The sequence below is a fragment of the Marinimicrobium locisalis genome (assembly GCF_039822625.1).
Taxonomy (GTDB): Bacteria; Pseudomonadota; Gammaproteobacteria; order Pseudomonadales; family Cellvibrionaceae; genus Marinimicrobium; species Marinimicrobium locisalis.
In genome coordinates this window covers 116,772-143,064 of sequence record NZ_JBDLLG010000001.1, presented here as the reverse complement: position 1 = coordinate 143,064, position 26,293 = coordinate 116,772, and the positions used below count along the sequence as shown (strand labels likewise).

The following is a 26,293-nucleotide window of genomic DNA, read 5'->3' as shown; positions in this document are numbered from 1 at the left end:
GACCAACCATGGGAAAATGTTATGAAAAAAGTGTTACTCGCGAGCGGTCTGATCGTGGCCGCTCCTTTCGCCTCCGCGGACTTCCTCGGTGTCTACGCTGGCGCCGGGCAGTGGCAAAGTGACTACTCTGGCCAACTGGGTGATGCCGACAACGACATTGGCGTCAATGAGCTCGGCTTGAAAGAAAGCGACAACAACTATGTCTATGTCGCGTTCGAGCACCCGGTTCCCCTGATTCCCAACGGCCGCATTCAATACACGGACCTGAGCAGTCAGCAGTCAGCCACTGTTACCGACACTTTCACCCTTGACGGCGAGACCTTTGTCCCCGGCGATGTAGAGTCTGATGTCGACCTGACGCATATCGACTACACCCTGTACTACGAGCTGCTCGATAACTGGGTAAACCTCGATCTCGGCCTGACCTTTCGCCAGTTTGACGGTCACGTTTATGCAGAGGGGACAGCCAACGGTTTAATCAACGAACAAAACGTCACTCTGGATGAGACACTGCCGATGGCCTACGGCAAGGCACAATTTGACCTGCCGCTGACCGGCTTCTCCGTGGGCGCGCAAGGCAACGTGGTCAACTACGACGACGACAGCCTGACCGACCTGAGTGTCAACGTCAGCTACAATTTTGTGGACTCTGTATTGGATCTGGGCGTTGAGCTGGGCTACCGGCAGATGAACCTGGAAATCAATGAAGACGTTACGGCGGATGTAGAACTGAAAGGCCCTTATGCGGCCGTAAATCTGCACTTCTAAGCGACGCGGATTACCATTATCGGCCCCTGCTGTGCAGCGGGCCGGTTATCGGCGCAAATGGAGGGTGAAATCATCCGCGTCCAAGTGGGCGGGAAAGGACTCGCGGTAGTTCACCAGCCGCTCGGCACTCACCGTCTCGGTAAAGCAACCGTTCCGATCTTCCAGGTCCAGCACCGTTTCCCCATCCGGCCCGTAAATGCCGCTATCCCCTGAATACTTTTGGGATTTTTCATCCTCTCCGATACGATTTACCCCTACCACATAGCTGAGGTTCTCGATCGCGCGAGCCTGTAACAGCCGCCGCCAATGAAGCGAGCGCGCCGCGGGCCAGTTGGCCACATACAGCGCCATATCGTAGTCGTTGCGGTTCCGACTCCACACCGGAAAGCGCAAGTCGTAGCAAATCATGGGGAGAATTCGCCAGCCCTTGAGCTCTACAATAAGGCGCTCACTGCTCCCGACATACCGTTTATGCTCCCCCGCCATTCGAAACAGGTGGCGCTTGTCGTACTGGAGGTAATCGCCTGAGGGTTTCATCCAGATCAACCGATTACTGTACTGCTCACCGTGACGTACCACAACCGAGCCGGTCACCACCGCATCGAGCTCGCGCGCCCAACGGGCCAGCCATTCGTAGGCACGGCCGCCCACTACTTCGGCATGATTGCGCGCCGAGGCACTGAAGCCAGTGGTAAAAACCTCGGGCAACACCACCAGATCACTGCCCCGCGCCCGACGCAGCAAAGGCTCGTAGGCCGCCAGGTTGAGCTCGGGGTCATCGGGGGTGATAAAGGTTTGTATCAGCGACAGTTTAAGGTCTTGCATGACAGGCGCTCCTGAAATCAGAACAGTGCCCGGTAATCATGAGAACGGGGGCCGCCGGGCCTATTGGCCCAGCATGCCAGAGTCACAAGCTATGCGGAAGGTTTTCAGGGGCTCGCGGGTATAACGGGCGTCTCGGTGTGAACATCGGCATTCTGCCCGCGGTGGCGCAAGCAGTGGTCCATTAGCACCAGCGCCAGCATGGCTTCGGCAATCGGGGTTGCGCGAATGCCCACACAGGGGTCGTGCCGCCCCGTGGTTACCACTTCCGTGGGCTGACCGTGCCTATCGATGCCCCGCCCGGGCACACGCAAACTGGACGTCGGCTTCAACGCCAAGTGCGCGATGATGTCCTGTCCCGAGGAAATGCCGCCGAGCACCCCGCCAGCATTATTGGACAAAAAGCCTTCAGGGGTCATTTCATCCCGATGCTCGGTGCCCTTCTGCGCCACCGAGGCAAAGCCGGCCCCGATTTCCACGCCTTTCACCGCATTGATACTCATCAGCCCGTGGGCAATGTCCGCGTCCAGTCGGTCGAAGATCGGCTCGCCCAACCCCGGCTTGACGCCGCTGGCCACAACAGTAATACGCGCCCCGACGGAGTTGCCCTCTTTCGCCAACGCCTGCATGTAGGTTTCCATCTCGGGCACCTTGTCCGCATCCGGACAAAAGAAGGGATTCTCGGCGATTTGATCCCAATCGACTTTTTCAATCTCAATTGGGCCCAACTGAGACAGGTAGCCGCGCACTTCAATACCAAAGCGCTCGCGTAGATACTTTTTGGCAATGGCCCCCGCCGCCACTCGCATGGCCGTCTCGCGCGCCGAGGAGCGGCCGCCGCCGCGATAATCGCGAATACCGTACTTGTGTTGGTAGGTGTAGTCCGCGTGGGCTGGACGGAACTGATCCTTAATCTTGGAGTAGTCCTTTGAGCGTTGGTCGGTGTTTTCAATCAGTAGACCGATGGGCGTGCCCGTGGTTTTCCCCTCAAACACACCGGAGAGAATGCGCACCTGGTCCGCCTCCCGGCGTTGGGTGGTGTAACGGGAAGTACCCGGTTTGCGCCGGTCCAGGTCGAGCTGGAGGTCTTCCTCTGATAGCGCCAACCCCGGGGGGCAACCATCGACCACGGCTCCCAGAGCCGGGCCGTGGCTTTCGCCAAAGGTGGTCAAAGTAAAAAGCTTGCCAAAACTGTTGCCGGACATAGTCGGTTCCGAAATTCTCTAGTGCCAATACGCGATTAGCGTGGATTATACCTCAGAAAAGGCGGCGAGCGCCCTCGCCGTCAAGACAAAAACCCCGTGCCCGCCTCGCTCAAATTCAACCCAGGTAAACGGCAGTTGGGGAAAGGCCTGTTCGAGGGCGGTCTGGGAGTTGCCTACCTCGACCACCAGCACCCCCTCTTCGGTCAAATGGTCTTTGGCTTGGGCCAACAGCCGACGGGTGAACGCAAGCCCATCGCTGCCGGAGCCGAGGCCCAACTCGGGCTCGGCGTGGTACTCGGGGGGCATGCTCGCCAAATCATCGGCGTCTACATAGGGCGGATTACTCACGATCAGGTCATAGCGACGACCCGACAACCCGGAAAACAGGTCCGACTCGAAGGCCGCCACGCGATCCAGCAGGTGGTGCTCCCGGACATTGCGTCGAGCCACCTCAAGGGCGTCCCGGGAAAGGTCGCTAAGGTCGATATGGGCTTCGGCAAAGGCGTAGGCGCACGCAATGCCGATGCACCCGCTGCCGGTGCAGAGGTCGAGTATGTGCTCCGGCTCCCCTTCCATCCAGGGCTGGAACCCCACTTCAATGAGCTCGGCAATTGGGGAGCGTGGTACCAGTACCCGCTCGTCCACATAAAAGCGCAAACCACAAAACCAAGCCTCTCGCGTGAGGTAGGCGGCGGGCACGCGCTCGGTGATACGCCGTTGCAGCAGCTTCGCCACCGCCTGCCGTTCGGGCTCGGTGAGCTTGGCATGAAGCCATTCCTGTCGGCTCCCATGAACCGGGAGGTGAAGCGCATGAAGTACCAGTTGGACGGATTCGTCCCAAGCGTTATCGGTGCCGTGCCCGAAGTGGAGGCCTTCAGCGGAAAAACGGCTGGCCCCCCAGCGAATAAAATCAAGGATAGAGGTCAACGGTGCCCACTCGGGCGGTTCCTGCGAAGACTGCACTCAGTTGGTCCTTTTACGTCGTTCAAAAGCGCTATTGTAACGGTTCTCGCCGCTGGGTGTGTTACTTCCGTATTCAATTGAGCCCTAATGCGGGCACGCTCTGGAGGCCGCACCCGGCGTGCTGACCGCCCCCGCCAGCGAAGTTGAGCGCTGCCGTGGCATGATCCAAGGGGCTCACCGTGGCGTAAAAAAGCTTTACCAAACCGGCTGCTTGTCGTAGGGTAACCGCCCTCTAAAAAGGCTTGCAGGCCCCTTACCAGGGTTGAGGACAACACCATGAAAGAACATTTTGCCCGGATCATCGAAGGCATCGGCGAAGATCTGACACGCCCGGGGCTGGCCGACACCCCCGAGCGGGCCTCCAAGGCCTTCCAGTTTCTGACCAAGGGCTACGATCAAAGCCTTGAGGATGTGGTCAACGGCGCCCTCTTCCCGTCCGACTCCAGCGAAATGATTATGGTCAAGGACATCGAGCTATACTCGCTGTGCGAACACCACCTATTGCCTTTCATCGGTAAAGCGCACGTCGCCTACATTCCCACCGGCCACGTACTGGGGCTGTCCAAGATCGCGCGTATTGTCGACATGTACGCGCGCCGGCTGCAAATCCAGGAACAACTGACACTGCAGATTGCCGAGTCCGTTCAGAACATCACCGGCGCCTCCGGTGTTGGGGTGATTATTGAGGCCCAGCATATGTGCATGATGATGCGCGGCGTGGAAAAGCAGAACTCTCTGATGAAAACCTCCGCCATGCTAGGCAGCTTCCGCAGCAACCAAGCCACGCGGACCGAGTTCCTGTCGCTCTTGCGCTAATCGTCCTGGGCTAAACGTACCACCTCCACCCGCGCGTTGCGCTCGCCCCGGCCGGCGGGCGCCAGGCCTCCAAGGCCGTAGACCGAAACGCGCTCCTCATCAATGCCTTTTTCCTTGAGCGTCTGGCGAACTTTCTTGGCATAAGCCAGAGAGTGGGCTTTTTGCTCCTCCAGCGTTCCCGCCCCATAATCATGGCCCACAAGGGCAATGCGCCAGTGTTTTTCCTGCCGCAACAGGGCCGCGAGCGCTTCAATGGCGCTGCTGGAGACACTCACTTCCCACTCGTCCTCACTGCCCGTCACCTCAAGGCCGGGTAACACGAAAAAATGCGCTTGCTGCAAGTTGTGGCGGAAGATGGCCGGGTCCAGGGCCAGCGTTTGGCTGCTGTCTTCGGGCGTTCGCACTAGGTCCAACTGGATATAAACTCGCCCGTTACCGCGGCGCACGGCGTAGAGGGTCGCGTAAAAAACTCTACCGCTCTGAGCCACCTCGTACACACCGTAGTATTGGTGCTGATCCATCCCGTATAACTGAATAACATTGAAGTGGTTGTTGGCCCAGTTGATACTGCCCCCGCACTCACGCTGCTCACAGGCAAACAGCTCACGCAGCGCGAACGAGGCCAGTTGCTTGCGATAAAATTCAAAGCCTTCACGCGCACTGTAACCTTCCGCCAGCTCCACCGTGCGGCGACTCACATCGCCCGCCACCCGCTGCTCGCGCTCCGCCGACCAGGTGCCCCCCACTTTTTTGTAGGTGGAGAGCGCCAGCACATAAGTGCTATCGGGGTGATATTCGCGGACCACGGCCCGCGCTTCGGGAAAGTCCTTAAGCCCCAAAAAGCTCGGCGGCTGAACCGACCCCTGCCCCCACGCCAGCGGCACCAACCCAAGCATTAGTATTGGAGCAGCCCTGAGCGGGGAAAAAACAGCCCTGAGCGAGATAAAGACAGCCTTGAGCGGGGTAAAAACAGCCCTGAGCGGAGCAGCAAAAGACTTGAGCGTGAGAGTAACCGCCATCATTTTCTGAAACATTCGGGAAACCGGGCTCATGCGTGCGTTCAAAACCTCTCCAATGCTATCGACTACTTCGCGCTGAGCGCCTCGCCGGCAAAAAATCGCTGTAAACAGGCGGCCACCGCCGGTGCCTGCTCTTCCATATGCAAATGGTGCCCTCCCGGCATTTCCAGCCACTGCAAGCGCTCGGGAAACCGCCGCAAGGCATCGCGGTAATGTTCAAACAGCTTCGGAATACCGGAGTGCCCGAGTATCAGACACATCGGCGCCGTGGAGCGTTCCAAAAACGCTGCCAGGTGGGCCTCGGTCAACTTCACGAAGGAAGGCAGCATCAGACGCGGATCGGTGCTCCAGGAATAACCTCCCTCAACGGGTTTGAGACCGCGCTCGGTCAGCGCTCGGGCCGCCCGGTGGCTGAGCGGAAACATGCCCCGCTCCCGCGCTCGTATGGCCCGATCCATATCCTGATACACCGTTAGCGTTTTTCGCCTTGAAGTCTGGCTCTCCAAAATGGCGCGGGCCAGCTGCCGGGGCGCATCGCCGGGTTGATGCACTTCCGGCCACAATGACTCCACCAGGCCAAGCGCTTGAATACGTTCGGGAAAAGTTCCCGCCGCTAACATTCCAATGATACCCCCGCGGGAGTGCCCCAACAGGCTGAATGACGACCAGCCCAACTGGTCCGCTACGGCGAACACATCGCCCACATCTTCCCATATGGCGTATGGGCCTCCACCGGGGCGGTGATCGCTACGGCCGTGGCCGGCCAGATCCAACGCCACCAAATGCACGTTGCCGAGCTGCTCGGCCAACGCCTCAAAACTGGCGCTGTTGTCCAGCCAACCATGCAATGCCAATACAGGAGGCGCGTTGACATCTCCCCACGCCTGGGCACTCAACGACACCCCATTCAGATCAAACCGATGCTCCCGCTTCATTGACTCTCCGACTCGGTCATTGTCTTGGGCTTCCACCACAGTGCTTCACGCTGTAACGGCACTGAGTCGGGCAGGAGCGGGTTTTCCAGGCTAAGGACCTTTCGCTGGTCAAAACGCCCCTTGGAAAACATCACCTGGTGACTGGGGTGGTTAAAAAACAACTGCTCAAAGCTGCCATCCGCCAGCGCCAGCTCCAAACCGCGTTTCAGACGCTGCGCCAGGGCTTGGTTGTGGCGGCCCACAAAAAAATAATTGGCGGCGGGGTAATGTAGCACCAAGGTCGGCTCAACCACCAGCCCAAGCTCTGGCCGTAAGGCCAGCTCCGCCCAGGGTTCATTCAATGCTCGGGGTATGTAATCAACTCGACCGTGTCGCAACATGGTAAACAACGACTCATAACCACTGGTAGTAACCGGCAAACCGTTGTGCCGAAGAATGGTCGTATCCGGCCAACTGGAACCCTGGCCCGCCACTTTCTCCGCTAGCTGCTCAATGGATTCTATCGCGGCGAACTCCTCCCGGTCTTCTGAGCGTATCACCAACAAACGATAACCGATAAAGCCTCGCCCCAACGGAATTCGAACCGGCCGTAAGTGCTCTTCCCGAGAGCGGCTGGTCATACTCCAAAGCACATCGACCGTTTCGTCGGCGGATAGCATGCGCAACAAACGCCCCTGGGGTACTTTTTTATACACGGGCTGCAGACGGAATGGCCCGAATTCAGCTTCGGTTTTAGTGAGCGCCAGGCGCAGCAGATCGACAAAATAGTCGTTTCGTTGCTCCCGCTCTTCTCTATCCTCTAGGTAACGGACCAGCGCCGGCTCTTGCGCGGACAATAGCGGCCCAGAGGCCACCAGCAAAAGCAGCCCAAGGCCACCCCCTCGGAGGCCCCACCTTGCACAACGGCGGGATAAGGCGCCAGGGGAGAGCACTCACCCCTCCCGGTGGTGCAGCCAACGCAACTGCCCAAGGCCGGCAGCGACCACATCTACCGCCACACAGGCCACGGAGCTCGTTCCCATACTGTAGCGACCCGGCTCGGCGCCGGTCAGATAATGGAGCAACTCGCCGACCAGCGGCATGTGACTGACCAACATCAGCGAAGACTCCTGGCAAGTTTGAATTTGCTCACATAGTGGCTCCACTCCCGCCTCCGGAACCAGCAGGTCCGTGAGCACAGGTTCAGCGCCGCGATCAAGCACCTCGTTGACGATGGCCGCTGTTTGCCGGGCTCGCCGATAGGGGCTAGTCCAAACATGCTCCAACCCGACCAGCTCATCGGTCAGGGAAGTGATCATTTGGTGCACATCCGCCTCGCCGCGCTGCGTCAATGTTCGCTCGGAATCGCTCGCCGCGCGGGGTTCTGCCTGGCCGTGCCGCATAATGAACAGCGTTTTCATAACACCACCTTACAACGGTTGGGTATCGTCCTTGTCAGTCCTCTCAGGGGCAGCCTTGGGCGTCTTTTTAACGGCCTTGGCTTTGGCCGTGGTTTTGCGGCGAGGACGGCTTTTGGGAGGTACGGGTTCAGGCTCAGGTTCCGGCCAGTCGCTGAAGGGAAACGGTTTCTCTTCCCGGACATAGGTCAGAAACTGCAGAACCCGGTAGATATAAAGCGCCAGTGATTCGCCAAAGTCACGCAGGTTCTTATTGGCACTACCACTCAGTAGCGCAAACAAAAACTGAAGAACGATAATCACTCCCATCACAAAGCTGGCCACATGCACCAGGACCGCAAATAACAGCATATACACCAGGCGGAGCCAGTGCTCCCCCGAGGTGATATTGGTTTTCAAAGATTCGGTGTCCATCAGTCCCCTCCCATATATTCGACATCGTGGTTTTGCTCGCCCAACATCAGCTTGCGAGCGACATCGGCAATCGCCTCTTCTTCGAACAGTACTGCATACAGCCCGGTGACCAGAGGCATATAGACACCGAGCTCATCCGCTTTCTGTTTGACCTGACGGAGGGTATTCACCCCTTCGGCCACCTGACCCAACCCCTCGATAATTTCCTCGAGCGGTTTGCCTTCGCCCAGGGCATAGCCTACCCGGTAGTTGCGGCTCAAGTCAGAGGTACAGGTCAGAATCAGGTCCCCGACCCCCGCCAACCCTAAAAAGGTCATGGGGTTGGCGCCCATGGCCGCGGCAAAGCGCCCCATTTCGGCCAAGCTTCGGGTGAGCAACATCGCCTGGGTGTTCTGGCCCGCCCCCAGAGCGGCGGCCATACCGCAAATGATCGCATAAATATTCTTAAGCGCCCCGCCCAGTTCAACGCCATAGCGGTCCGGGTTGGCGTACACACGAAACGTCTCCGAGCGCAAGCACTCCTGAACCCGCTTTATCAGCGTCTCATCGTCACTGGCCACCACTGTGCCGGTCTGCTGTTTGGCCACCACCTCCTTGGCAAAGTTGGGGCCGCTCAGCACCCCGATAGCATGCTTGGGCAGCTCCTGCTCCAGAATTTGGCTCATCAGCGTAAAGCCTTCCGGCTCAATCCCCTTGGCCGTGCTCACCACCATAGCATCAGCACGAAGCAGGGGCGCTATTTGTCCGGTAACGGCACGAAAAGAGTGGCTGGGAATCGATACGAACACCAGATCACTCCGGCTTACCGCCCGCTCCAACTCGGCCGTGACCTCCAATCCATCGGCCAGACGGTGGCCGGGAAGGTAACGCTTGTTCTCCCGACCGCTCTGAGTCTCGGCCGCGCTGGCGGGATCCCGCATCCACAGATAAGTCCGATGGCCATTATCGGCCACAATATTGGCGATTGCCGTTCCGAAGCTGCCGCCACCAAGTACGGTCACCGTCAAAAGTTCTGTCATAGAATTACATCCGTCCTGCATTTCTCAATTCAAGGCCTAAGTGTAGCCTCCCTGGGGCGAGCAAGTGATGACCACCGCCACGGCCGCTTTCCGACACAAAAAATTCACAACTCCATTGTCCACATTTTCTGTGGATAACTTAGTGGATAGTTTTTGGGAAACTCCCCCAAGGCCGCATCAACTCTGACCACTGCACAGATTGTCCAAATTTTAACCTAGCTAATTTTTCCGTTATTTTTCAACAACTTACGTTTGTCAACATGAATAAAAGGCTTTTACCCAGGGATTGTCGAAGGGGTTGACAGTTCTCGCACTGGCAATGTGCATAAACCAGTTAGTGAACCTTAACCGCAAAACTCCCGTAGCCACAAAACTTTCACATTGCAAGGCTAGAATAGAGCGCGAGGAAAGCGCCCGTCACCCAAAAACGCCCCTGAAAGTGGCGCCCATCCCCTCAAACAGCGTCTCCGTGTTTAGGATACACCTGTCGTCAATCTCTACTTAGTGAGGCGTAGCCGCCATCCACATACACGAGCGGGTCGACCTTAAGCTCTCCCAGAACCACTTCCACAATACGAGCGATCACAATGTGATGGGTGCCATAGGTGGTCACCTGGTCCGACTCACAAAAAAACGTGGCCTGAGCGTTGGCCAAATAGGGCACAGAATCCCGCCCCTGACGCCAATCACCCAAACTGAAACGAGGCTCGTCCCCGAGAAAGCCGGCGCACAAGTTGGAGATGTCCCGCTGATCCGAGGCCAAGATGTTGATAGCAAAGGGCGTGCCCAGGGTAGAGAGATGCCCTTCGAGGGCGAGCTGTCTATTCACACACACCAGCAGCGAGGCGGGGTCATCCGAAACCGAAGTGACCGAGGAAACGGTCATGGCAAATCGCTCCCCACTGTCGGTGCGCGTAGACAGAACCGACACCCCCGAAGCCAGCCGGCGCATGCCCAGCTTCATGGCGGTGCTCAAATCTTCGCCCTGGTGCTTTGGTGTTTCTTGCATGTTGACTCCTCTTCCTACAGAGCGGCTATTCTGACGAGCCACCGAGGTGGACACAAGTACTCGCGGGATTCGAACCCAAATTCCCGTTGACGGAGCCCTACACCATGGGTATTATGCGCACCTCGCGAATGGACGGCGTCTGATGTACGGCGGAGTGTAGCGCAGCCTGGTAGCGCGTCTGCTTTGGGAGCAGAATGTCGGGGGTTCGAATCCCTCCACTCCGACCACTCGCCTGCGAGACTTCCCAGCCATGCGCCCGTAGCTCAGCTGGATAGAGCACCCGCCTTCTAAGCGGGTGGCCGCAGGTTCAAGTCCTGCCGGGCGCGCCATGTGGGCCTCTCCTCGGGGGCAACGTCTGGCGAGAAGCTCGAGCAGAACCGTCGCTTCTCACGCGAGCAAAAAAGGGCTGGATTCACTCCGCCGGTTTCGGTAGAGTACGCGCCCTGAAAAACGCACTGCAATGGTGGCTGTAGCTCAGTTGGTAGAGCCCTGGATTGTGATTCCAGTGGTCGCGGGTTCGATCCCCGTCAGCCACCCCACTCCCCCGCTTTTTGCTCCCCCCTGCCCCAAGTCTTCTGCCCCTCAGGTTCGTCTTTGCCTGAACGGAGCACTGTGGGACAATAGCGCCCCTTTTTCAGTCTGCATGAGGAATTCGGTCCATGCCCGCACAGCTACTTGATGGTAAAGCCCTCGCCAAGAAAACCGAACAGGAACTGTCCCAGCGCGTTTCCGAGCTGAAATCGCGCAGTGGCGGCCGAACCCCCATTCTCGCCACCCTTTTGGTGGGCGATGACCCGGCCTCCGCCACCTACGTCAAAATGAAAGGCAACGCCTGCGAGCGCATCGGCATGGAATCCCTGCGGGTCGACATGCCGGCCAGCACCACCACCGATGAACTGCTCGCCAAAATTGACGAACTGAACAATGACCCCAACGTCCACGGCATACTCCTTCAGCACCCGGTCCCGGAACAGGTGGACGAGCGCCGCTGCTTCGATGCCATCAGCCTGGCCAAGGATGTGGACGGCGTCACCTGCCTGGGCTTCGGGCGCATGAGCATGGGCGAGAAAGCCTACGGTTGCGCCACACCCAAGGGCATTATGCGCCTGCTTGAAGCCTACGAAATCCCCCTGGAAGGCAAACACGCGGTAGTGGTCGGACGCAGCCCGATTCTGGGCAAACCCATGGCCATGATGCTGCTAAATGCCAACGCCACGGTCACCATTTGCCACTCCCGCACCAAAAACCTGCCGGAGATTATCGGCCAAGCCGATATCGTAGTGGGGGCCGTGGGCCGCCCCGAGTTCATCAAAGCCGAATGGATTAAAGACGGCGCCGTGGTCGTGGACGCGGGCTACCACCCCGAACACAAAGTGGGCGATATCGAACTGGCGCCCCTGACCGACCGGGTCAGTGCCTATACGCCGGTACCCGGCGGTGTGGGCCCCATGACCATCAACACCCTCATTTATCAGTCGGTGGATTCGGCCGAGAGCAGCATCGGCGGGTAACCCCGCCCTTTGACGATGCGACTCGATAAATACGTCAGCCAGTGCACCGGCCTCTCGCGCAAATCCGTGAAGCAGGTGCTGCACCAAATGCGGATTGCGGTGGATGGCGAGCCCGTGCGAAACGCCGGGCTCGGGCTATCGGGAGAGGAAACCGTCACCCTGGACGGCCACTTACTCACCCTGCCCGGCGCACGCTATCTGATGGTTCACAAACCCGCCGGCCTTGTGTGCGCCACCGAGGATGCCAGTCAACGCACGGTACTGGATTTACTGCCCGGCACCCTGGCCTCCGGGCTGCAAATTGTCGGTCGGCTCGACAAGGACACCACCGGACTGTTGCTCCTTACTGACGACGGCCAGTGGAACCATCGCATTACCTCGCCACGCCGGACTTGCGCCAAAGTCTATTGCGTCACCACCGCCGACCCGATTGCCCCCTCTGCCATCCAAGCGTTTCGCAACGGCATCGTCCTGAAAAACGAACCCAAGCCGACCCAACCGGCGGAGCTGGTCATTGAGGGTTCGCACCAGGCGCGGGTGACCCTCACAGAGGGGCGCTACCATCAGGTAAAGCGCATGTTCGCCGCTTTGGGCAATCGCGTCACCGCCCTTCACCGGGCATCGGTGGGCCGCATCCAGTTGGACCCAGAGCTGCCCGAAGGGCACTACCGTACATTGACCGAGGAAGAGGTGAACAGTGTCTGAGCCAGGCGATGTGGCCACCGAATGGCTAATTGAGGTGCTCGCGCAAGAGCCCCACTTTAATAGACTCTGGTGCCTGGATGAGAACAGCGCGGCCCGGTTTCCCAGTGCCGGCTCGGAGACGCTCACGGTCATTAGCAACCGGTGGGATGCGGCCGAACAGGCTCGCCGCGCCGGTCTCACAGCACTGTTTAGTGACTTTGACGAGCAGGCGCTCGACCACGCCTGCTTTGACCGGGTGTACTGCCGGGTGCCCAAGGAAAAGCCCCTGGCCCACCATCTGATCAACCTCGCCGGCCGCCAACTCAAACCCGGCGGTGAACTGGTGCTCTGCGGTCATAAAGCCGAAGGCACTAAAACTTATATCAGTAAGGCGGCCCGCTACCTGGGCGCTTCGAACAAAGCCCACAAACAGGGCGAGCTATATACCGCCCGCCTTACACGCGGTGACGCCCTGGGAGCCGTTCTGCCCGACAACGATTACCCCCAGGCACGCCCCATTGCCGACTATCAGGGCATAACGCTTTACAGCAAACCCGGCCTGTACGGTTGGCAGAAAATCGACCGTGGCAGCGAACTATTGTGGCTACAGGCTCAACCCATTTTGGAGCAGCAAAGGCCCGACACCCTGCTCGACCTGGGCTGTGGCTATGGATATCTCGGGTTGATGACAAAAGCCTTGCCGCTGAAGCGCCGGGTGATGACCGACAACAACGCCGCCGCCGTGGCCATGGCCCGGCTCAACGCCGAGCGCAATGGGGTAAACGCCGAAGTGGTTGCCGATGATTGTGCCCTACACATCGACGAGACCTTCGATGCCGTGCTATGCAATCCGCCCTTTCACCAAGGCTTCACCACCCGTGGCGACCTGACCGAGCGGTTCTTGCACAGCGCTCATCAACACTTGAAGCCGGAAGGCATCGCGCTGTTTGTGGTGAATCAGTTCATTCCACTGGAGCGCAAAGCCCAGGGGCTTTTCAGCCGCATTGAGACACTGAGTGACAACGAAGGGTTTAAAGTCGTGCGCCTGGGGCTATAAGGGTTTTCGGTGGTAGCGCAGCCGGCAGTGCGCTCGGCGAGCGTCCAGCTCCGGGTGTGCTTTCAGCCGCCGCTCAAAATCACCCCAATCGGGCATCTGCCTAAAGAAGGCGCCAATGGCGTTCTCGTAATGGGGCGTGGTTAGCACCTGCCCGTCGGCCCAATGCCGGCGCAATGGCGGCTCCCGCCAAAGGGCGGCCCGACGCAACTGCCGCTCGCTTTCAAAGTTCATTACCAACGCCCCCTCGGGCGAGAGCACGCGCATTAACTCCCGGCACCAACCCGTGTCCACCGCAATGGCCCGAACCGCCTCCCCCTCCACATGGCCGAACAGATCATCGATCACCAGATCAAAGCTCGGCCCGCGATAGGCCGCCAGCCACTGCCGAGCATCCGCCTCCAACAGGCAGACGTTGTTGGCCGCCGCCCCGAAATGGCCGTGGGCCACCTCCAGGTGCACCGGATTCAGCTCCACGCCCACGATCAGGTCCGGCGACAAAAAGGTATTAAGCTGGCGAATAACGGCTCCGCCGCCCACGCCCAACAGCAACACCCGGGCCGGCCGTCCGGCGGGCAGTGCAAACGCCGGCAGCAGTAGCAAGTCCCAAACGCTGCCAGTCACCGGCTGGGCCGGATTGTACTGACTGTGAAACACACCATTGCTATACAGCCGCAGCGTGCCACCGGCGCTGCGTACCTCATACCGCACCCCCGCTTCGTGCCGCAACCAACGTAGCGCCATTACTGGCCGCGCTCGAGAATAGCCATGGCGGCGTTGATACGCTGCAAGCGCGCCTGGGACCCGCCCCGGTCCGGGTGATGGTCCATGGCAAGCCGCCGGTAACGACGTTTAATCTGCTCCGGCGCTACCGGGTCCTCCAGATCCAGCTCCGCCAAGGCGTCGGCCCGCTCCTGGGCATCCGGCGCCCTGCCCCGTTCCATGCGCCGCCAGAAGCCCGCGAGCAGCTCCACTACCGTATCCTCGGTGGCCGCATCGTATTGGCTCCAGTCCAGGTAAAAGTCCCGCAGAGCGCTGTCACCCTCCTCGGCCAGGGCTTGAGCGCTCTCCCCTTCGCGCAGGGGGCGACGATAGGTGGCCAACGGAGAGATCACCAGGGCCCAGCCCTGCTCGGCCATCACCGGCTGCAGGCGGTAGAGCGCATTGAACACCTGGAAATGCACCCGAAACAGGGAGAGGGGGTGAAAGCTGTAATCCCGCGCCACCAGCCCCTGGGCCTTTAGGCCCTTAATCAGGGTAAATTCGCTTTGCGGGGTCTCACCGGCACGCTCCAGCAGCGACTGCACCGGCGCCAGCAGCGGGTTACGTTCGGCCTGTTCGGGCCAGTGGGAGGACTTATCAGACATGGCCCCAGTATAGGGCAAGAGGGCGTATTAAGCAGCCCAAAGGCGCCGATGACTCCTTCGCCCACCGATGCTAACCCGTTGAAAACGCCCGGAATTTACGCTCAACTGGGCACGAATTGCACAATTTGCACAAAGACCCACCAGAACCGACATTTTTTCCTAAAAAAGGGTTGACCACGACAAAAGCGGACTATAGGATACGCACCACTTCCAGACAGGAAGGCGCTACTCCGCCTTAGCTCAGTTGGTAGAGCAAATGACTGTTAATCATTGGGTCGCTGGTTCGAGCCCAGCAGGCGGAGCCAAATTACTAGCCACGCGCTAGACCGAAAAACCACCCTACCCTGGGTGGTTTTTTATGCCCGCGTTTTCTGCTCCAACATCACTCCCGTTTTCTTACTCGCAAGGCTCCCTCTTCCCCTTCGGCCCGCGCGGTCCGTTCGGGGTCCAGTCTGCTTGCGGGTTATCCAGAAACGAGCCCAGGCTGGACTCGGCGCAGGTGTCCGACCAGAGGACGGAATGGCCGATGTCGTCCGCCACGTAGAGTTGGGCGGAGGGCCAGGATTGGGCCAAGTCGCGGGCCCATTGGGCGGGGGTGACCGGGTCCAGTTCGCCAGCCATGATTAAGGTGGGAACGGCTAGCGGTTTTAGTGGTTCAAGGGGCTTTTCCGCCGCGCCCAGCCAGCGGCAAACGTGGGAGTCCCACCGTTCCAGGTATTGGCGGTATTGCGGGTATTGTTCCAGTTGCGCGGCGTATTCCGCTTCGGTGCCCAGGGTGTGGTCCAGGCAGTCCACAGCCATAAAGGTCAGATAGGAGAGGCCGCCATTCAGGGCTTGGTTGGTAAAGGCTTCAATGAGAGGCGAGAGTTTTTCCGCGTCCCGTTCGGCGGCGCCTTTTAGGCCCTCGACAATGTCGGGCCAGCGGCGGCGGTCGTAGATGGCACCGAACACGGCGGTGAACAACCGCCGGTCATCCACGGCCACGGGGTGGCTTTCGCTCCCGTACCAGGAAGGAATGGTCAGGTGCATGGGCTCATTTGCGAGGGATTCCAGGGCCCGGGCCAGGAGCTCGTCCAGGTCCGGCACGGCTTCGGCGCACCCTACCCGCCCTTCGCACCAGGCGAGAAAGCGCTCGACGCTCTCGGTGACAATACCGGGCCAACTAATCAGGCCCCCTTGGTCCGGCGGATAAACCGAGTCCAACACCAGGCTGCGGACTCGGTTGGCTTGCCGGACGGGTTTTAGGTCGGCGGTAGCCAGCGCCAGGCGGGTGCCGTAAGAAACGCCCACTAGGTTGTACTCGTCATAGGGAAGCAGGCGCATGAGGGCGGCCAGGTCTTGGGCGCTGCGTGCCGTCCCGAACTGCTCTGCCCGAAAAGCGCCGGAGGCCTCGAGCCGCTCAAAGCAGCGCTGCAGAATGGCCCCCGCCTCGCGGTTTTCTTGCTGCTCGGAGATGGCTTCGGCGAGAACGGCCTCGCTGTAGCGATCGTATTCCGGGCAGGTGAGCGCGGGGTCGCTTTTGCCCACGCCGCGCCGGTCGATCAATATGACGTCGCGCCGGCTCCGGGTGTATAGCTGCCAGGATTGCCAAAACTCGATGCCCTCATCGGTGAGGTCTGCCGAGCCACCGGGGCCGCCGGGCAGGTAGATAATGGGGTCCGCCCGCCGCTGGCGCGCGTCGGATTTGAGTATTGCCACCGGCAACCGAAAGCGCCGCGCTCCTTCGGGAGTGTCGTAGGTAGGGGTCAGCAAGTCCCCGCAACGGACTTCGGTGCGCCAGTCCGTGGCAAAATCACAGGCCCGTTCGCGCCATTGATAGCCGGTTGGGTCGGGTTTTTCAGAGGGGTCGGGCTCCGACCGAGAGGCGAACCACGACCCCGCAAGCATGCCCCCGATCAACATCATACCGAGGCCGAGCCACAGTATTTTTCTCATCACGCCTTACGGGACTCCGCCTGTAGCAGCCGCCGGTAGTCCTCGGCGGGCATTGGCCGGGCCAGCAGGAAACCCTGCAAATAATCCACATCAAGTTCGCGCAAGATTGCTTTCTGCCCTTCAGTTTCCACGCCTTCAGCCACCACTTTAAGCTCCAGTGCACGGGCCATGGTCACGCTTGCCTCGACCAGCGCGCGGTCCTTGGGAGAGTGCTCCAGCGTTTGGATAAAGCTGCGGTCTATCTTTAGGTAGCGAAACGGGTGATCGCGCAAATAACTCAGGGAGGAATACCCCTGGCCAAAGTCGTCCATGGATATGGATACGCCCAAGGCAATCAGGCGATGAAGCCATTCCGACACCTCATGCACGTTGTTAAGCAATACCCCTTCGGTAATTTCCAAAATAACAGAGCGCGGGTCAATTCCCGTAGAGGCCAGTGCCTGTTCAACATCGCGCACAATGCGGCCGCCGGCAAAGTGCACGGGGGAAATATTGACGGCGATGGTTAAAGGCACGCCCAGTTCTTTCATCAGGGCAGCACTTTGGCTAAAAGCGCGCTTGAGCACGAAGTTACCGAGAGTGCGTACCTGCCCGGTTTGCTCGGCGACAGGAATAAATTCAGAGGGTGGGATGGCGCCGTCATCCGCTGGCCAGCGCACCAGCGCTTCCGCCCCCGTATAGCGGCCCAACCGCGTGTCGTAAATCGGTTGAAAGTGAACCGTGAGCGCTTCCTGTTCCAGAGCGTCGCTCAAGCGCTGCTGCAAATCGAAACGATGCAAAAGGGTTTCGGCAAACGCCGGACTATAGAAGGTACAGCAGTTTTTATAGCGCTTGCTCTGATGCAACGCCAAGTCCGAGTTGCGAGTCAGCTCCGGGAGCGTCGCCCCATCCTCGGGGTAGCAGGCGATGCCGGCGCTGGCGGTAATATTCAATTCCATACCCTGCAGCTCAAACGGTTTGGCGAGCGAGTCCTGCAATGTGGTGACTCTTCGTCCGATACGGTGACGTCCCTCAACGCCTGCGCATAAGAGCATAAACTCGTCCCCACCCTGGCGGATCAGTTGCTCGCCCGTCTCCAGTTGGCGCTCCAACCGTCGTGCGACGGCGACAATAAGCTCGTCTCCCGCCCGCTGATCGAAATTATCGTTGACGCGCTTGAAGTCATCCACATCCAGCAAAACCATGCCAAAACCACTGCCCACCCGCTCGGCCTGCCGAATCATACGCCGGGCCCGGCGCAACCCAAAGCGCCGGTTGGGTAAGCCGGTAAGATAGTCGGTGTAGGCTTTGCGGCGAAGCAGATTCAGGTGGCGTCGCTTCATTTCCAACTGACGGGCCGACGCTCCACTCAACTTAGCCGCAAGAAAGTAAATGAGCACGCTCGAAATGCCGACAAACAGCCAGCCCTTGGCCGTCTGCCAGAACAGAAAGCTGGTGGAGTCATCGGCAACCCACCCGAACAACAATCGGTCCGAGAGCAAGATCCACAGGGTGGCGAGCGAAAAGTAAATGAGAGCGATCCGAACCGGGGTCATAGAGGCGTAATTATTAGGGGCTGTGTTGGCCTGAGCATAGCAGCCCTATGCCCTCGAGGCCATATGTATCCGGGTTTTTGCTCCGCAACAATCTAGCCCGCCGGTATCGCTCCCGGCGCTGGTTGCTATACTCTCAACAGGTGTCCGCCAGGGTTGCGCAGTGACGGGAAATGCCCCTATGGGCGCCCAGCTCGGCGCTCCTGATGCCGGCCCCCGCCTCCGCGGTTAAGCGGAGCGGGTCTCCCTCTCTGGGTCGGCCATCAACCTTCAAACGGCAACCCAGCGGACACCCTCTCTATATCCCACTGACGCCCGTCTCATCGTACAGGCGCTAGTCCTGAGCATGGCGGTACAAGGCCGGCAAGTCGCTTTCAAACAAAGTGGCCGGGTGATCGTAGAACTCCAGGAAGTCCGCTTCGGCCGGGTGTCCGGGGTAAGGGACGTAGAAGTGTTCCTTATTCTCGCGCGCGCGGTTGGCGTTGCGCCAGAGCTGGACATAAGCCATTTGCCGCGTCCATTCATTGGCTAGCAGCCCACTTAGCAAACGCTCCGTAAAAAAATCGGCTTCGAAGAGGGTATCTTGGCCGCCCTCGGTCACGGCGGGCAGTTTGTGGCGTTCGGCGGCAAGTTTCGCCAGTTCTGTCAGGCTCGCGACAAACTGCTTGAGGTTTTCGGCTTTTGGAGCCTCGTTGCTTCCGTGCCCCAAGTCCCAATAGTTATCAATGCCCAGAATATCGACATAACCATCGCCGGGATAGCCGTAAAGGTAGGCGGTCTCAAAGTCATCCAACGCCAGGCGACTGCGATCGGGGGAGAAAGCGAAAAGCAGATTGTCGAGACCCTGGGTTTGCGTTAAGTAGTCAACGGTAAAGCGCCAGAGCTCGATATAGTCTTGCTCGGCGGTGGCGCCCTTGGCCCACCAAAACCAATCACCGTTGTGTTCATGCCACGGGCGAAATATCAGGGGCATCGGCCCCCGCCCACCCTCCGGCAGGTCCACCTCAAGGGAACGGACAAAGGCTGCGAAGCGGTCCAGGGAGGCTTTCAGGGCCCTGTGATCCTCGCCGCCGGGCAGCAGTGAAGCGGCGCCGGTGTCGGTGTTCCAGGAGTCCGCTCCGGTGCCCGGATGGGTCATATGCCAGGACACCGTCACCACTCCCCCGCGCTCAAAGGCTTCCAGCATCCACTGACGCATTCGCTGAAAGCTGACGCCATCGAGGTTGCTGTCATCGCCCCGTTCCAGGTGCCCGACATCCCAGCCATAAAGCGCCGGAAAATCTCCCGTTACTCGCTTGACGTCGGACTGGTCGGGCTGGTTCTCCCACTGGACGCCATAAGCGGTGGTGTCCTGATGGCCAAACAAAAAGCCTTGGTTTTTGATGTCATGCAAGTTGGCCAGCAGCGCCCGGGTCGCAGGGGTGGCCTCGGCATTGGCGGGCTCGACGGAAGGGTGCGCGGTCTGCGGCTGAGTGGGTTGGCAAGCGGCCAGCGCGACCAACAAAAACACCGCTAGAAGCCAGCGGCTCAGAGAATGAAAAAACTGGGTCATAGAACACCTTTCACCGTTATTTGTGTTAGCACCTATTGTAACCGGTTACAGATGCAACGCAAAGCTTTTTGCACCTGGTGGCTCTTTAGGCTAGAACGTGGGCAATGGTGAAGAGAGTTCTGCGAAGAACAGGCGCCGCCGTTGCAGCGCCATAGTGACTGTGGCACCCCCGGCCGGAGTCAATCGAACAGAGAACGAACCTTGTCCACGGTTTCTTTATCGTCGTCCGACAGACGCTCTTCAACCTCGTCTTTGAGCGCCCCTTCGGCTTCTGACTTCACTTCCTCCTCAACGCGGGCACGAGCCCGCTGCAGCAGTGGGTCCAGTATGGCGCGGGTGAGCTGAGCCGGGGTCAAGCCCTGCTCCCGGTCACCCAGATCGGTCAGTTGAACATCCTCCATGGCCAACTCGCGCTGACCGAGCTCTTCGGAACGAAGGTCCAGAGAGGCGTTGGTGAAATTAAGCTTTTCCACCATAAACCGCACATCGGGGCTGGCGGTGGTGGATTTGGGCGGCTCTTCGGGCGAGCCCGGGCGCATCTGGTCGAGGAGCGTTTTGACGTTGATGTTCGTCAGGCCCTTATGCTCGGCGTTAAGGCGTGCGCCATCGACGGTAATTTCGCGAATCACTACCACGTCTTCGGTGATCGAGCCGGGTCGAATCTGTAGCACCGCCTCATCCACCAGGAAGATGGGGCGGTCCGAATACCCCTCGGGGTTGGCGATGGTCAGACCATGGATCGCTCCCCGCCCCTCCGTCAGTTCAATATTGACGCTATCGACCTGAACATCGGTTTTGGTAACCATGGGCCCAACCGATTCGATGGCCGCTTCCACCAGAGTGTTCAAGTTTTTATAACCGATAAACAAAGCGATGGCGATGACGACCAGCAGCGCCACTACAATGCTGGCGATAATTTTTATAGCTTTCATGAGGCACCCTCTTTTCTCGCGTCGCATGGCCTGAGGCCGCTAAAAGCCTTATCATAGCGCCCAGTTTGTAACAGCGCCAACCTTAAAACCCCGCTGGAGCCTGGGCCCGTATGTTTGACGACGCTTTTGCCCTGAAGTTGCTGACCATTATGGTCTTGCTATTTGTCACCCTGATTGGAGTCGGTCTGCTGACCGTTGCCGGCATGTACGTGGTGGACGTCACCCAGCGCCGGCATACCATTCGGCGTAACTACCCGGTCATCGGTCGCTTTCGCTACTGGTTCGAACATCTGGGCGAGTTCTTCCGGCAGTACTTCTTCGCCATGGACCGCGAGGAAATGCCGTTTAACCGCACGGAGCGGGCCTGGGTCTACCGGGCGGCAAAGAACCTGGACCTGAACCTGGCCTTTGGCTCCACTCGCGACCTGAACCCGGCGGGCACGGTGCTGTTTATGAACTCAGCCTTCCCGACTCTGGAGCGGGACGCCGCCCTGCCCTCGGCGGTGACCATTGGCCCCTACTGCCGCCAACCCTACACCACCAGCGAATTTTTTCATATTTCCGGCATGAGCTACGGTGCCCTTTCACACCCGGCCGTGCGCGCCCTCTCCCGGGGCGCGGCCAAGGCCGGATGCTGGCTGAACACCGGCGAAGGGGGGCTGTCGCCCTACCATGAAGAGGGGGGATGCGACCTGGTTTTTCAACTGGGCACGGCCAAGTACGGTGCCCGTAACCATAAGGGCGAACTCTCCGATGAGCGCCTTTCGGCCCTGGCCTCCAAGGACGCCGTCAAGATGTTTGAAATCAAGTTGAGCCAAGGGGCCAAACCCGGCAAGGGCGGTATTTTGCCGGGCGAGAAAGTCTCGGCGGAAATTGCGGCGATTCGAGGTATTCCGGAAGGCCACCCGTCCATCAGCCCCAACGGCCACCCGGACATTCGGTCGGTGGACGACCTGCTCGATATGGTGGACCACGTGCGCCAGGTAACCGGCAAACCGGTGGGTTTTAAAACCGTACTGGGGGAAAAGCAATGGCTGCGGGATATGGTCGCGGCCATTCGCGTGCGCGGGGCTGATCGCGCACCGGACTTTATTACGCTCGACAGCGCGGACGGCGGCACCGGTGCCGCGCCCCAACCGCTGATGGACTACGTCGGCCTGCCGCTAAAGGAAAGCCTGCCCTGGCTGTGCGACCTGCTGCAGGAAGCGGGCCTGAAAGAGCGTGTAAAAGTGATCGCCTCGGGCAAGCTCATCAATCCTTCCATGGTCGCCTGGGCCATTGCCTGCGGCGCTGACTTTATCAACAGCGCCCGAGGCTTTATGTTTTCACTCGGCTGCATTCAAGCCATGCAGTGCCACAGAAATACCTGCCCTACCGGCGTCACCACCCACGACCCCAAGTTGCAACGCGGCCTGGACCCGACCGACAAGGCCGAACGCGTGGCCCACTACCAGCGCAACCTGACCTACAGCGTGGGGCTGATTGCCCACGCCTGCGGCGTCGCCGAGCCGCGGCTGCTGCGGCGTCGACACGTTCACATGGTGCTGCAATCGGGCCTGTCCCAGCCGCTGGATGAACTTTACCCCGAACCCGTTACTCTGATAGGCGACGGCGAGTTCTCGTCCGCCCAGAAATCCAAAGCAAACCAAACGTCCAACGTACAAGAGGTAAACCATGAATCCTAAAGCGCTGCTGAGCCTTGGGTTGCTACTCTCACTCTTCGCATCGTTCTCTCAAGCCCAGGAAGCCACCGTGAGCGACTTCGCTTGGATGGACCGCAATCATATGGCCCAACAGGTTGAGAGCATCGAAAAACTCGCTCGAACCAAACTCGGCACACCCATCCGCGAAAACAAAAGCGACCTCAACACCCTGCAGCGAATCATCGACCGGGAGCTGATCGACCGGGAGGAAACACTCAAGCTTCAGGCCCTGGGCGCCGTGTTGGGCAACGTCATGGCCAGTGAAGTCGATGAACTGGAATGGAAAGTCTACGAAGACGCCCTGGGCCGCAGCCGCGCCCTGTGCATCGAAGACACCCGCCAGTGCCTGTTTCCGATCACCATGCTCTCCCGTCGCATGGAAGCCGGCATCAAGCCCGACGTCGAGCGGGTCTACAACGAAGCCATGGAACTGGTCGAACCCTACCTTCCCAAAGCCCCCTACGGTGGTCCGTAACTGACCCACCGCGTCGAGGGATAGATGTGGACGAGCGGCAAAAGGGCCCGCTCGTCCGCTACCGGGGCGACCCGCCCGTTACAGCTCCGCCTCTGAGTGCCCCTGAGCCACCAATGCCTTCCGAATATTCGCCGCCGCCGCGGCCAACTCCTCGGCCTCGGCACCGCTGGCATGATCGAAACTCAAATCCCCCATGGAATCCAACGGCACCAGATGAATATGCGTATGAGGCACCTCCAGCCCGGCAATCATCATCCCTACCCGCTTGGCCGGATAGGCCTCCTTCAGCCCTTTGGTCACCTTCTGGCTGACCTGCGTTAAATGGCTCAGCAACTCGGGCGACAAGTCATCCCAGTGGTCCACCTCCTCGCGCGGCACCACCAGCACATGCCCCTCGCGAATGGGCTGAATGGTCATAAACACCACCGCCTTGTCGTCTTTCCAGACGAAGTGGCCGGGAAATTCGCCGGAAATCACTTTGGTAAATACGCTTGCCATGGGACGTCTCCTTCTTAACGATGGGTTTGTTGGAGTAAGGATAACATTGGTTGTACGGGAGAAAGCGCACGTTCAACGCCATGTTTCGCGAGTTGGATATCGCAGCTCCGTAGAGACGCCTGCAAGGCGAATGCATGGGCCCAAGACCCGCCGTGAACCCGTCCATGGGGGCTTCTCATCGGCATCCATGCCTCAGAGAGTCTTGGACCCATGCATTCGCCTTGCAGGCTAGAATAGGTAGGTGCGGCGTGGGGTGTGCTGTTTTCGGACCGTGGAGCGAGGGACTCGCGATTCGAGCCTACAGGAATGTATTTACGGCGTGTCCGAAAACAGCACACCCCACACCGGACCGGGCCACTGGCACCAAACTCACCCTAGACATCCAAAAGAAAATACTGGCAACTGACTAAAAATCCGCCTATACTGCGCGCCTCTTCAGTAAAGCCCTCTATGCGTTTGGGGAAATGGTGTTACAGGGCAGCGCTGAAATCGACACGGACCCGTCCGGCTGAAACCAGCCCTAGCGAACACAACCGGCCACCGCCCGTTACCACCTCGCTAAAACGTGCCGCGATAAGGCCCCGGAACCGCCGAGATCGCACCCCCTGTTCACCGACAACACCCCAACATCACCGCGCCCATATTCCCGCAGCCCCAGCCGGCCGCCGCGCGCCTATTGCATATTGAGGCAACACATGACCGAACAAACCCCCGTCCTATTTACCGACCTGGGCCTCTCCGACGACGTACTCCAAGCCATCCAAAGCGTCGGCTACGAACAACCATCCCCCATTCAGGCCGCCGCCATACCCCCGCTGCTGGCCGGCAAAGACATCCTCGGCACCGCCCAAACCGGCACCGGAAAAACCGCCGCCTTCGCCCTGCCCCTGCTGTCCAAATTCGACAGCAAACAGCGCGAACCGCAAATCCTCGTGCTGGCACCGACCCGCGAGCTCGCCATCCAAGTGGCCGAAGCCTTTAAGCGCTACGCCAGCGGCATCCCCAACTTTCAAGTACTGCCCATCTACGGCGGCGGAGACATGGGCGGGCAACTTCGCCAATTGAAGCGCGGAGCGCAAGTCGTGGTGGGCACACCCGGTCGAGTCATGGACCACCTGCGCCGCGGCACCCTGAACCTGTCCAAGCTGCAAAGCCTGGTACTCGACGAAGCCGACGAAATGCTGCGCATGGGCTTTATTGACGATGTACAGTGGATTCTGGAACACACTCCGAGCGAGCGCCAAACCGCGCTGTTCTCCGCCACTATGCCGGCGCAAATCCGCAAGGTCGCGAACACCTACCTGCGCGAGCCGGAACAAATAAAAATAGCCAGCCAGACCTCCACCGGTGACAACATCGAACAGGTCTACTGGATGGTCAGCGGCACGAACAAACTGGACGCCCTGACCCGCATTCTGGAAATCGAGCCGTTCGACGGCATGATCATCTTCGCCCGCACCAAAAACGCCACGGTGGAGCTGGCAGAGAAGCTCGAAGCGCGCGGCTACGCCGCCTCGGCGCTCAATGGTGATATGAACCAGCAGTTGCGCGAACGCACGATCGAGCGCCTGAAAAACGGCAAACTCGACATCGTGGTCGCCACCGATGTGGCCGCCCGCGGTATCGACGTGGAGCGTGTGAGCCACGTACTGAACTACGACATTCCCTACGACAGTGAAGCCTACGTTCACCGCATCGGCCGTACCGGTCGCGCGGGCCGTACCGGCAAGGCGATTCTGTTTGTCGCGCCCCGCGAGAAGCGCTTGCTATACACCATTGAAAAAGCGACCCGTCAGCCGATCAAGCATATGGAGCTGCCTTCGGGCGAAACGGTGACCGCCCACCGGATTGATCAGTTCAAGCAGACGCTGCAGAACGTGTTCGATCAGAGTATTGATCTGAGTTTTTACAATGAGTTGCTGGCTGATTTCAGTCATCAGACGGATCGCTCCCCGGAGGAGATTGCCTCGGCGCTGGCGTACCTGGCTCAGAAAGAGCGGCCCTTGCAGGTGAAGTTTGCGGAGATCAAGAAGCCTTCGACCAAGGGTAAGAATAAGCTCGAACGTGAAGCGAACGCCCCGAGACAGAATAAGCCACGGGTGCCGGAAAGTGATTTGCAGCGCTACCGCATTGAGGTGGGCCGCAGCCATGAGGTTCGCCCGGGGGATATCGTGGGTGCGATTGCCAATGAGGCGGGGATTGAGAGTCAATTTATCGGTCACATTAAGCTGTTTGATGAGTTTTCAACGGTGGATTTGCCCAAGGGGATGCCGTCTGAGGTAATGCGGGTGTTGAAGGGTGTGCATGTGCGCAATCGTCCGTTGAATATCAGTGAGGATAATGGTCCGCGTACAGCCGGCCCTGCGCCCAGTGGGGACCCCAAGCGTCGCGGCCCGAAGCCGGATACGAAGCGTGGCCCGAAGAAGTTTGATGCGAAGGCGAAGAAGCCCAAGTCGAAGGTTCGGACGAAGGATCAGAAGAACAAGGGCTATCGTGGGAAGAGTGGTGTTTAATTGTAGAACGCTCTCAACTGTTGTGGTCCCGTGAGCTCCTCCGAGGCAAACTGCAGGTAACGCGTAGGGTGCGGTAAGCGAAGCGCACCCACCAACAATGGTTGCGGTTGGGATTTTGGCGTGATGTTTTTTGGTAGGTGGCGCTTCGCTTACCTACCCTACCCCCTACG

24 protein-coding genes, 4 tRNA genes and 1 pseudogene are annotated in these 26,293 nt (G+C 59.4%); 12 read left to right on the top strand and 17 right to left on the bottom strand.

Features of this window, described 5'->3' with window-relative positions; translation table 11 throughout:
* The first annotated feature begins 21 nt into the window (after window positions 1-21).
* Complete coding sequence (locus tag AAE514_RS00660; RefSeq protein WP_347329549.1) at window positions 22-768, top strand: TIGR04219 family outer membrane beta-barrel protein; 747 nt, start codon at window positions 22-24, stop codon at window positions 766-768.
* A 45-nt stretch (window positions 769-813) separates the two neighbouring features.
* On the opposite strand, the gene AAE514_RS00655 is transcribed toward AAE514_RS00660, so the two are convergent.
* The 3 genes from AAE514_RS00655 to prmB all read right to left on the bottom strand — a co-directional run bounded on the left by AAE514_RS00655 (window position 814) and on the right by prmB (window position 3,758).
* Window positions 814-1,593, bottom strand: coding sequence for an amidohydrolase (locus AAE514_RS00655; RefSeq protein WP_347329548.1), 780 nt, complete (start codon window positions 1,591-1,593; stop codon window positions 814-816).
* 104 nt (window positions 1,594-1,697) lie between these two features.
* A complete protein-coding gene (gene aroC, locus AAE514_RS00650; RefSeq protein ID WP_347329547.1) occupies window positions 1,698-2,795 on the bottom strand; it encodes a chorismate synthase in 1,098 nt (365 codons plus the stop codon).
* A gap of 45 nt (window positions 2,796-2,840) precedes the next feature.
* Window positions 2,841-3,758 carry a 50S ribosomal protein L3 N(5)-glutamine methyltransferase gene (gene prmB / locus AAE514_RS00645; protein WP_347329546.1) on the bottom strand — a complete coding sequence of 306 codons (918 nt, stop codon included), beginning with the start codon at window positions 3,756-3,758 and terminating at the stop codon, window positions 2,841-2,843.
* A gap of 273 nt (window positions 3,759-4,031) precedes the next feature.
* On the opposite strand from prmB, the pseudogene folE reads away from it, so the two are divergent.
* A pseudogene (folE, locus tag AAE514_RS00640) lies at window positions 4,032-4,574 on the top strand (GTP cyclohydrolase I FolE); the annotation flags it as partial.
* On the opposite strand, the gene AAE514_RS00635 reads toward folE, so the two are convergent.
* The 7 genes from AAE514_RS00635 to AAE514_RS00605 form a co-directional block, all read right to left on the bottom strand.
* A complete protein-coding gene (locus tag AAE514_RS00635) occupies window positions 4,571-5,470 on the bottom strand; it encodes a DUF4892 domain-containing protein (protein ID WP_347329544.1) in 900 nt (299 codons plus the stop codon). The pseudogene folE and the gene AAE514_RS00635 sit on opposite strands and share 4 nt — an antisense overlap.
* Window positions 5,471-5,658: 188 nt before the next feature.
* The gene (locus tag AAE514_RS00630) at window positions 5,659-6,528 is read right to left on the bottom strand and encodes an alpha/beta fold hydrolase (RefSeq protein WP_347329543.1); all 870 of its coding nucleotides are present in this window, start codon (window positions 6,526-6,528) and stop codon (window positions 5,659-5,661) included.
* The gene (locus AAE514_RS00625; protein ID WP_347329542.1) at window positions 6,525-7,388 is read right to left on the bottom strand and encodes a substrate-binding periplasmic protein; all 864 of its coding nucleotides are present in this window, start codon (window positions 7,386-7,388) and stop codon (window positions 6,525-6,527) included. Before AAE514_RS00625 ends, AAE514_RS00630 begins: the two co-directional genes overlap by 4 nt.
* A 72-nt stretch (window positions 7,389-7,460) precedes the next feature.
* Window positions 7,461-7,928, bottom strand: coding sequence for a phosphohistidine phosphatase SixA (sixA, locus tag AAE514_RS00620; protein WP_347329541.1), 468 nt, complete (start codon window positions 7,926-7,928; stop codon window positions 7,461-7,463).
* A 9-nt stretch (window positions 7,929-7,937) separates the two neighbouring features.
* Window positions 7,938-8,339: a DUF4389 domain-containing protein gene (locus tag AAE514_RS00615; RefSeq protein ID WP_347329540.1), complete on the bottom strand. Its 402-nt coding sequence runs from the start codon at window positions 8,337-8,339 to the stop codon at window positions 7,938-7,940.
* Window positions 8,339-9,358, bottom strand: coding sequence for an NAD(P)H-dependent glycerol-3-phosphate dehydrogenase (locus AAE514_RS00610; RefSeq protein WP_347329539.1), 1,020 nt, complete (start codon window positions 9,356-9,358; stop codon window positions 8,339-8,341). Before AAE514_RS00610 ends, AAE514_RS00615 begins: the two co-directional genes overlap by 1 nt.
* Before the next feature lie 490 nt (window positions 9,359-9,848).
* Window positions 9,849-10,367 carry a flavin reductase family protein gene (locus AAE514_RS00605; protein WP_347329538.1) on the bottom strand — a complete coding sequence of 173 codons (519 nt, stop codon included), beginning with the start codon at window positions 10,365-10,367 and terminating at the stop codon, window positions 9,849-9,851.
* 150 nt (window positions 10,368-10,517) lie between these two features.
* On the opposite strand from AAE514_RS00605, the gene AAE514_RS00600 reads away from it, so the two are divergent.
* From AAE514_RS00600 to AAE514_RS00575, 6 genes are all read left to right on the top strand, one after another.
* Window positions 10,518-10,594 (top strand) — tRNA-Pro (locus tag AAE514_RS00600).
* Between the two features lie 25 nt (window positions 10,595-10,619).
* Window positions 10,620-10,696, top strand: a tRNA-Arg gene (locus AAE514_RS00595).
* A 134-nt stretch (window positions 10,697-10,830) separates the two neighbouring features.
* Window positions 10,831-10,906 (top strand) — tRNA-His (locus AAE514_RS00590).
* A 120-nt stretch (window positions 10,907-11,026) separates the two neighbouring features.
* A complete protein-coding gene (folD, locus tag AAE514_RS00585) occupies window positions 11,027-11,878 on the top strand; it encodes a bifunctional methylenetetrahydrofolate dehydrogenase/methenyltetrahydrofolate cyclohydrolase FolD (RefSeq protein WP_347329537.1) in 852 nt (283 codons plus the stop codon).
* Between the two features lie 15 nt (window positions 11,879-11,893).
* Window positions 11,894-12,583: a pseudouridine synthase gene (locus AAE514_RS00580; RefSeq protein WP_347329778.1), complete on the top strand. Its 690-nt coding sequence runs from the start codon at window positions 11,894-11,896 to the stop codon at window positions 12,581-12,583.
* Complete coding sequence (locus tag AAE514_RS00575; RefSeq protein WP_347329536.1) at window positions 12,576-13,619, top strand: class I SAM-dependent methyltransferase; 1,044 nt, start codon at window positions 12,576-12,578, stop codon at window positions 13,617-13,619. Before AAE514_RS00580 ends, AAE514_RS00575 begins: the two co-directional genes overlap by 8 nt.
* Here the strand turns inward: AAE514_RS00575 and AAE514_RS00570 are convergent.
* Complete coding sequence (locus tag AAE514_RS00570; RefSeq protein WP_347329535.1) at window positions 13,614-14,360, bottom strand: spermidine synthase; 747 nt, start codon at window positions 14,358-14,360, stop codon at window positions 13,614-13,616. The two genes, AAE514_RS00575 and AAE514_RS00570, sit on opposite strands and share 6 nt — an antisense overlap.
* The gene (locus tag AAE514_RS00565) at window positions 14,360-14,983 is read right to left on the bottom strand and encodes a DNA-J related domain-containing protein (protein WP_347329534.1); all 624 of its coding nucleotides are present in this window, start codon (window positions 14,981-14,983) and stop codon (window positions 14,360-14,362) included. Before AAE514_RS00565 ends, AAE514_RS00570 begins: the two co-directional genes overlap by 1 nt.
* A gap of 229 nt (window positions 14,984-15,212) precedes the next feature.
* On the opposite strand from AAE514_RS00565, the gene AAE514_RS00560 reads away from it, so the two are divergent.
* A tRNA-Asn gene (locus AAE514_RS00560) sits at window positions 15,213-15,288 on the top strand.
* 91 nt (window positions 15,289-15,379) lie between these two features.
* Here AAE514_RS00560 and AAE514_RS00555 read toward each other — a convergent pair.
* The 4 genes from AAE514_RS00555 to AAE514_RS00540 all read right to left on the bottom strand — a co-directional run bounded on the left by AAE514_RS00555 (window position 15,380) and on the right by AAE514_RS00540 (window position 20,934).
* Window positions 15,380-16,918, bottom strand: coding sequence for an alpha/beta fold hydrolase (locus tag AAE514_RS00555; protein ID WP_347329777.1), 1,539 nt, complete (start codon window positions 16,916-16,918; stop codon window positions 15,380-15,382).
* Window positions 16,918-18,453, bottom strand: a complete 1,536-nt coding sequence (locus tag AAE514_RS00550) for a putative bifunctional diguanylate cyclase/phosphodiesterase (RefSeq protein ID WP_347329533.1) — start codon at window positions 18,451-18,453, stop codon at window positions 16,918-16,920. Before AAE514_RS00550 ends, AAE514_RS00555 begins: the two co-directional genes overlap by 1 nt.
* A gap of 331 nt (window positions 18,454-18,784) precedes the next feature.
* Window positions 18,785-20,002: a glycoside hydrolase family 26 protein gene (locus AAE514_RS00545; RefSeq protein ID WP_347329532.1), complete on the bottom strand. Its 1,218-nt coding sequence runs from the start codon at window positions 20,000-20,002 to the stop codon at window positions 18,785-18,787.
* Between the two features lie 179 nt (window positions 20,003-20,181).
* Window positions 20,182-20,934: a DUF748 domain-containing protein gene (locus AAE514_RS00540; RefSeq protein ID WP_347329531.1), complete on the bottom strand. Its 753-nt coding sequence runs from the start codon at window positions 20,932-20,934 to the stop codon at window positions 20,182-20,184.
* Window positions 20,935-21,044: 110 nt separating this feature from the next.
* Here AAE514_RS00540 and AAE514_RS00535 point away from each other — a divergent pair, with 110 nt between their 5' ends.
* Together AAE514_RS00535 and AAE514_RS00530 are read left to right on the top strand one after the other, a co-directional pair.
* Window positions 21,045-22,619 carry an FMN-binding glutamate synthase family protein gene (locus AAE514_RS00535; protein ID WP_347329530.1) on the top strand — a complete coding sequence of 525 codons (1,575 nt, stop codon included), beginning with the start codon at window positions 21,045-21,047 and terminating at the stop codon, window positions 22,617-22,619.
* Entirely contained in the window at window positions 22,609-23,112 is a 504-nt protein-coding gene (locus AAE514_RS00530; protein WP_347329529.1) for a DUF3806 domain-containing protein, read from the top strand. The genes AAE514_RS00535 and AAE514_RS00530 overlap by 11 nt, the downstream gene beginning before the upstream one ends.
* 78 nt (window positions 23,113-23,190) lie before the next feature.
* Here the strand turns inward: AAE514_RS00530 and AAE514_RS00525 are convergent, their stop codons facing one another.
* A complete protein-coding gene (locus AAE514_RS00525) occupies window positions 23,191-23,610 on the bottom strand; it encodes an HIT family protein (protein WP_347329528.1) in 420 nt (139 codons plus the stop codon).
* 695 nt (window positions 23,611-24,305) lie between these two features.
* On the opposite strand from AAE514_RS00525, the gene AAE514_RS00520 reads away from it, so the two are divergent.
* Complete coding sequence (locus tag AAE514_RS00520; protein WP_347329527.1) at window positions 24,306-26,123, top strand: DEAD/DEAH box helicase; 1,818 nt, start codon at window positions 24,306-24,308, stop codon at window positions 26,121-26,123.
* Window positions 26,124-26,293 lie beyond the last annotated feature (170 nt).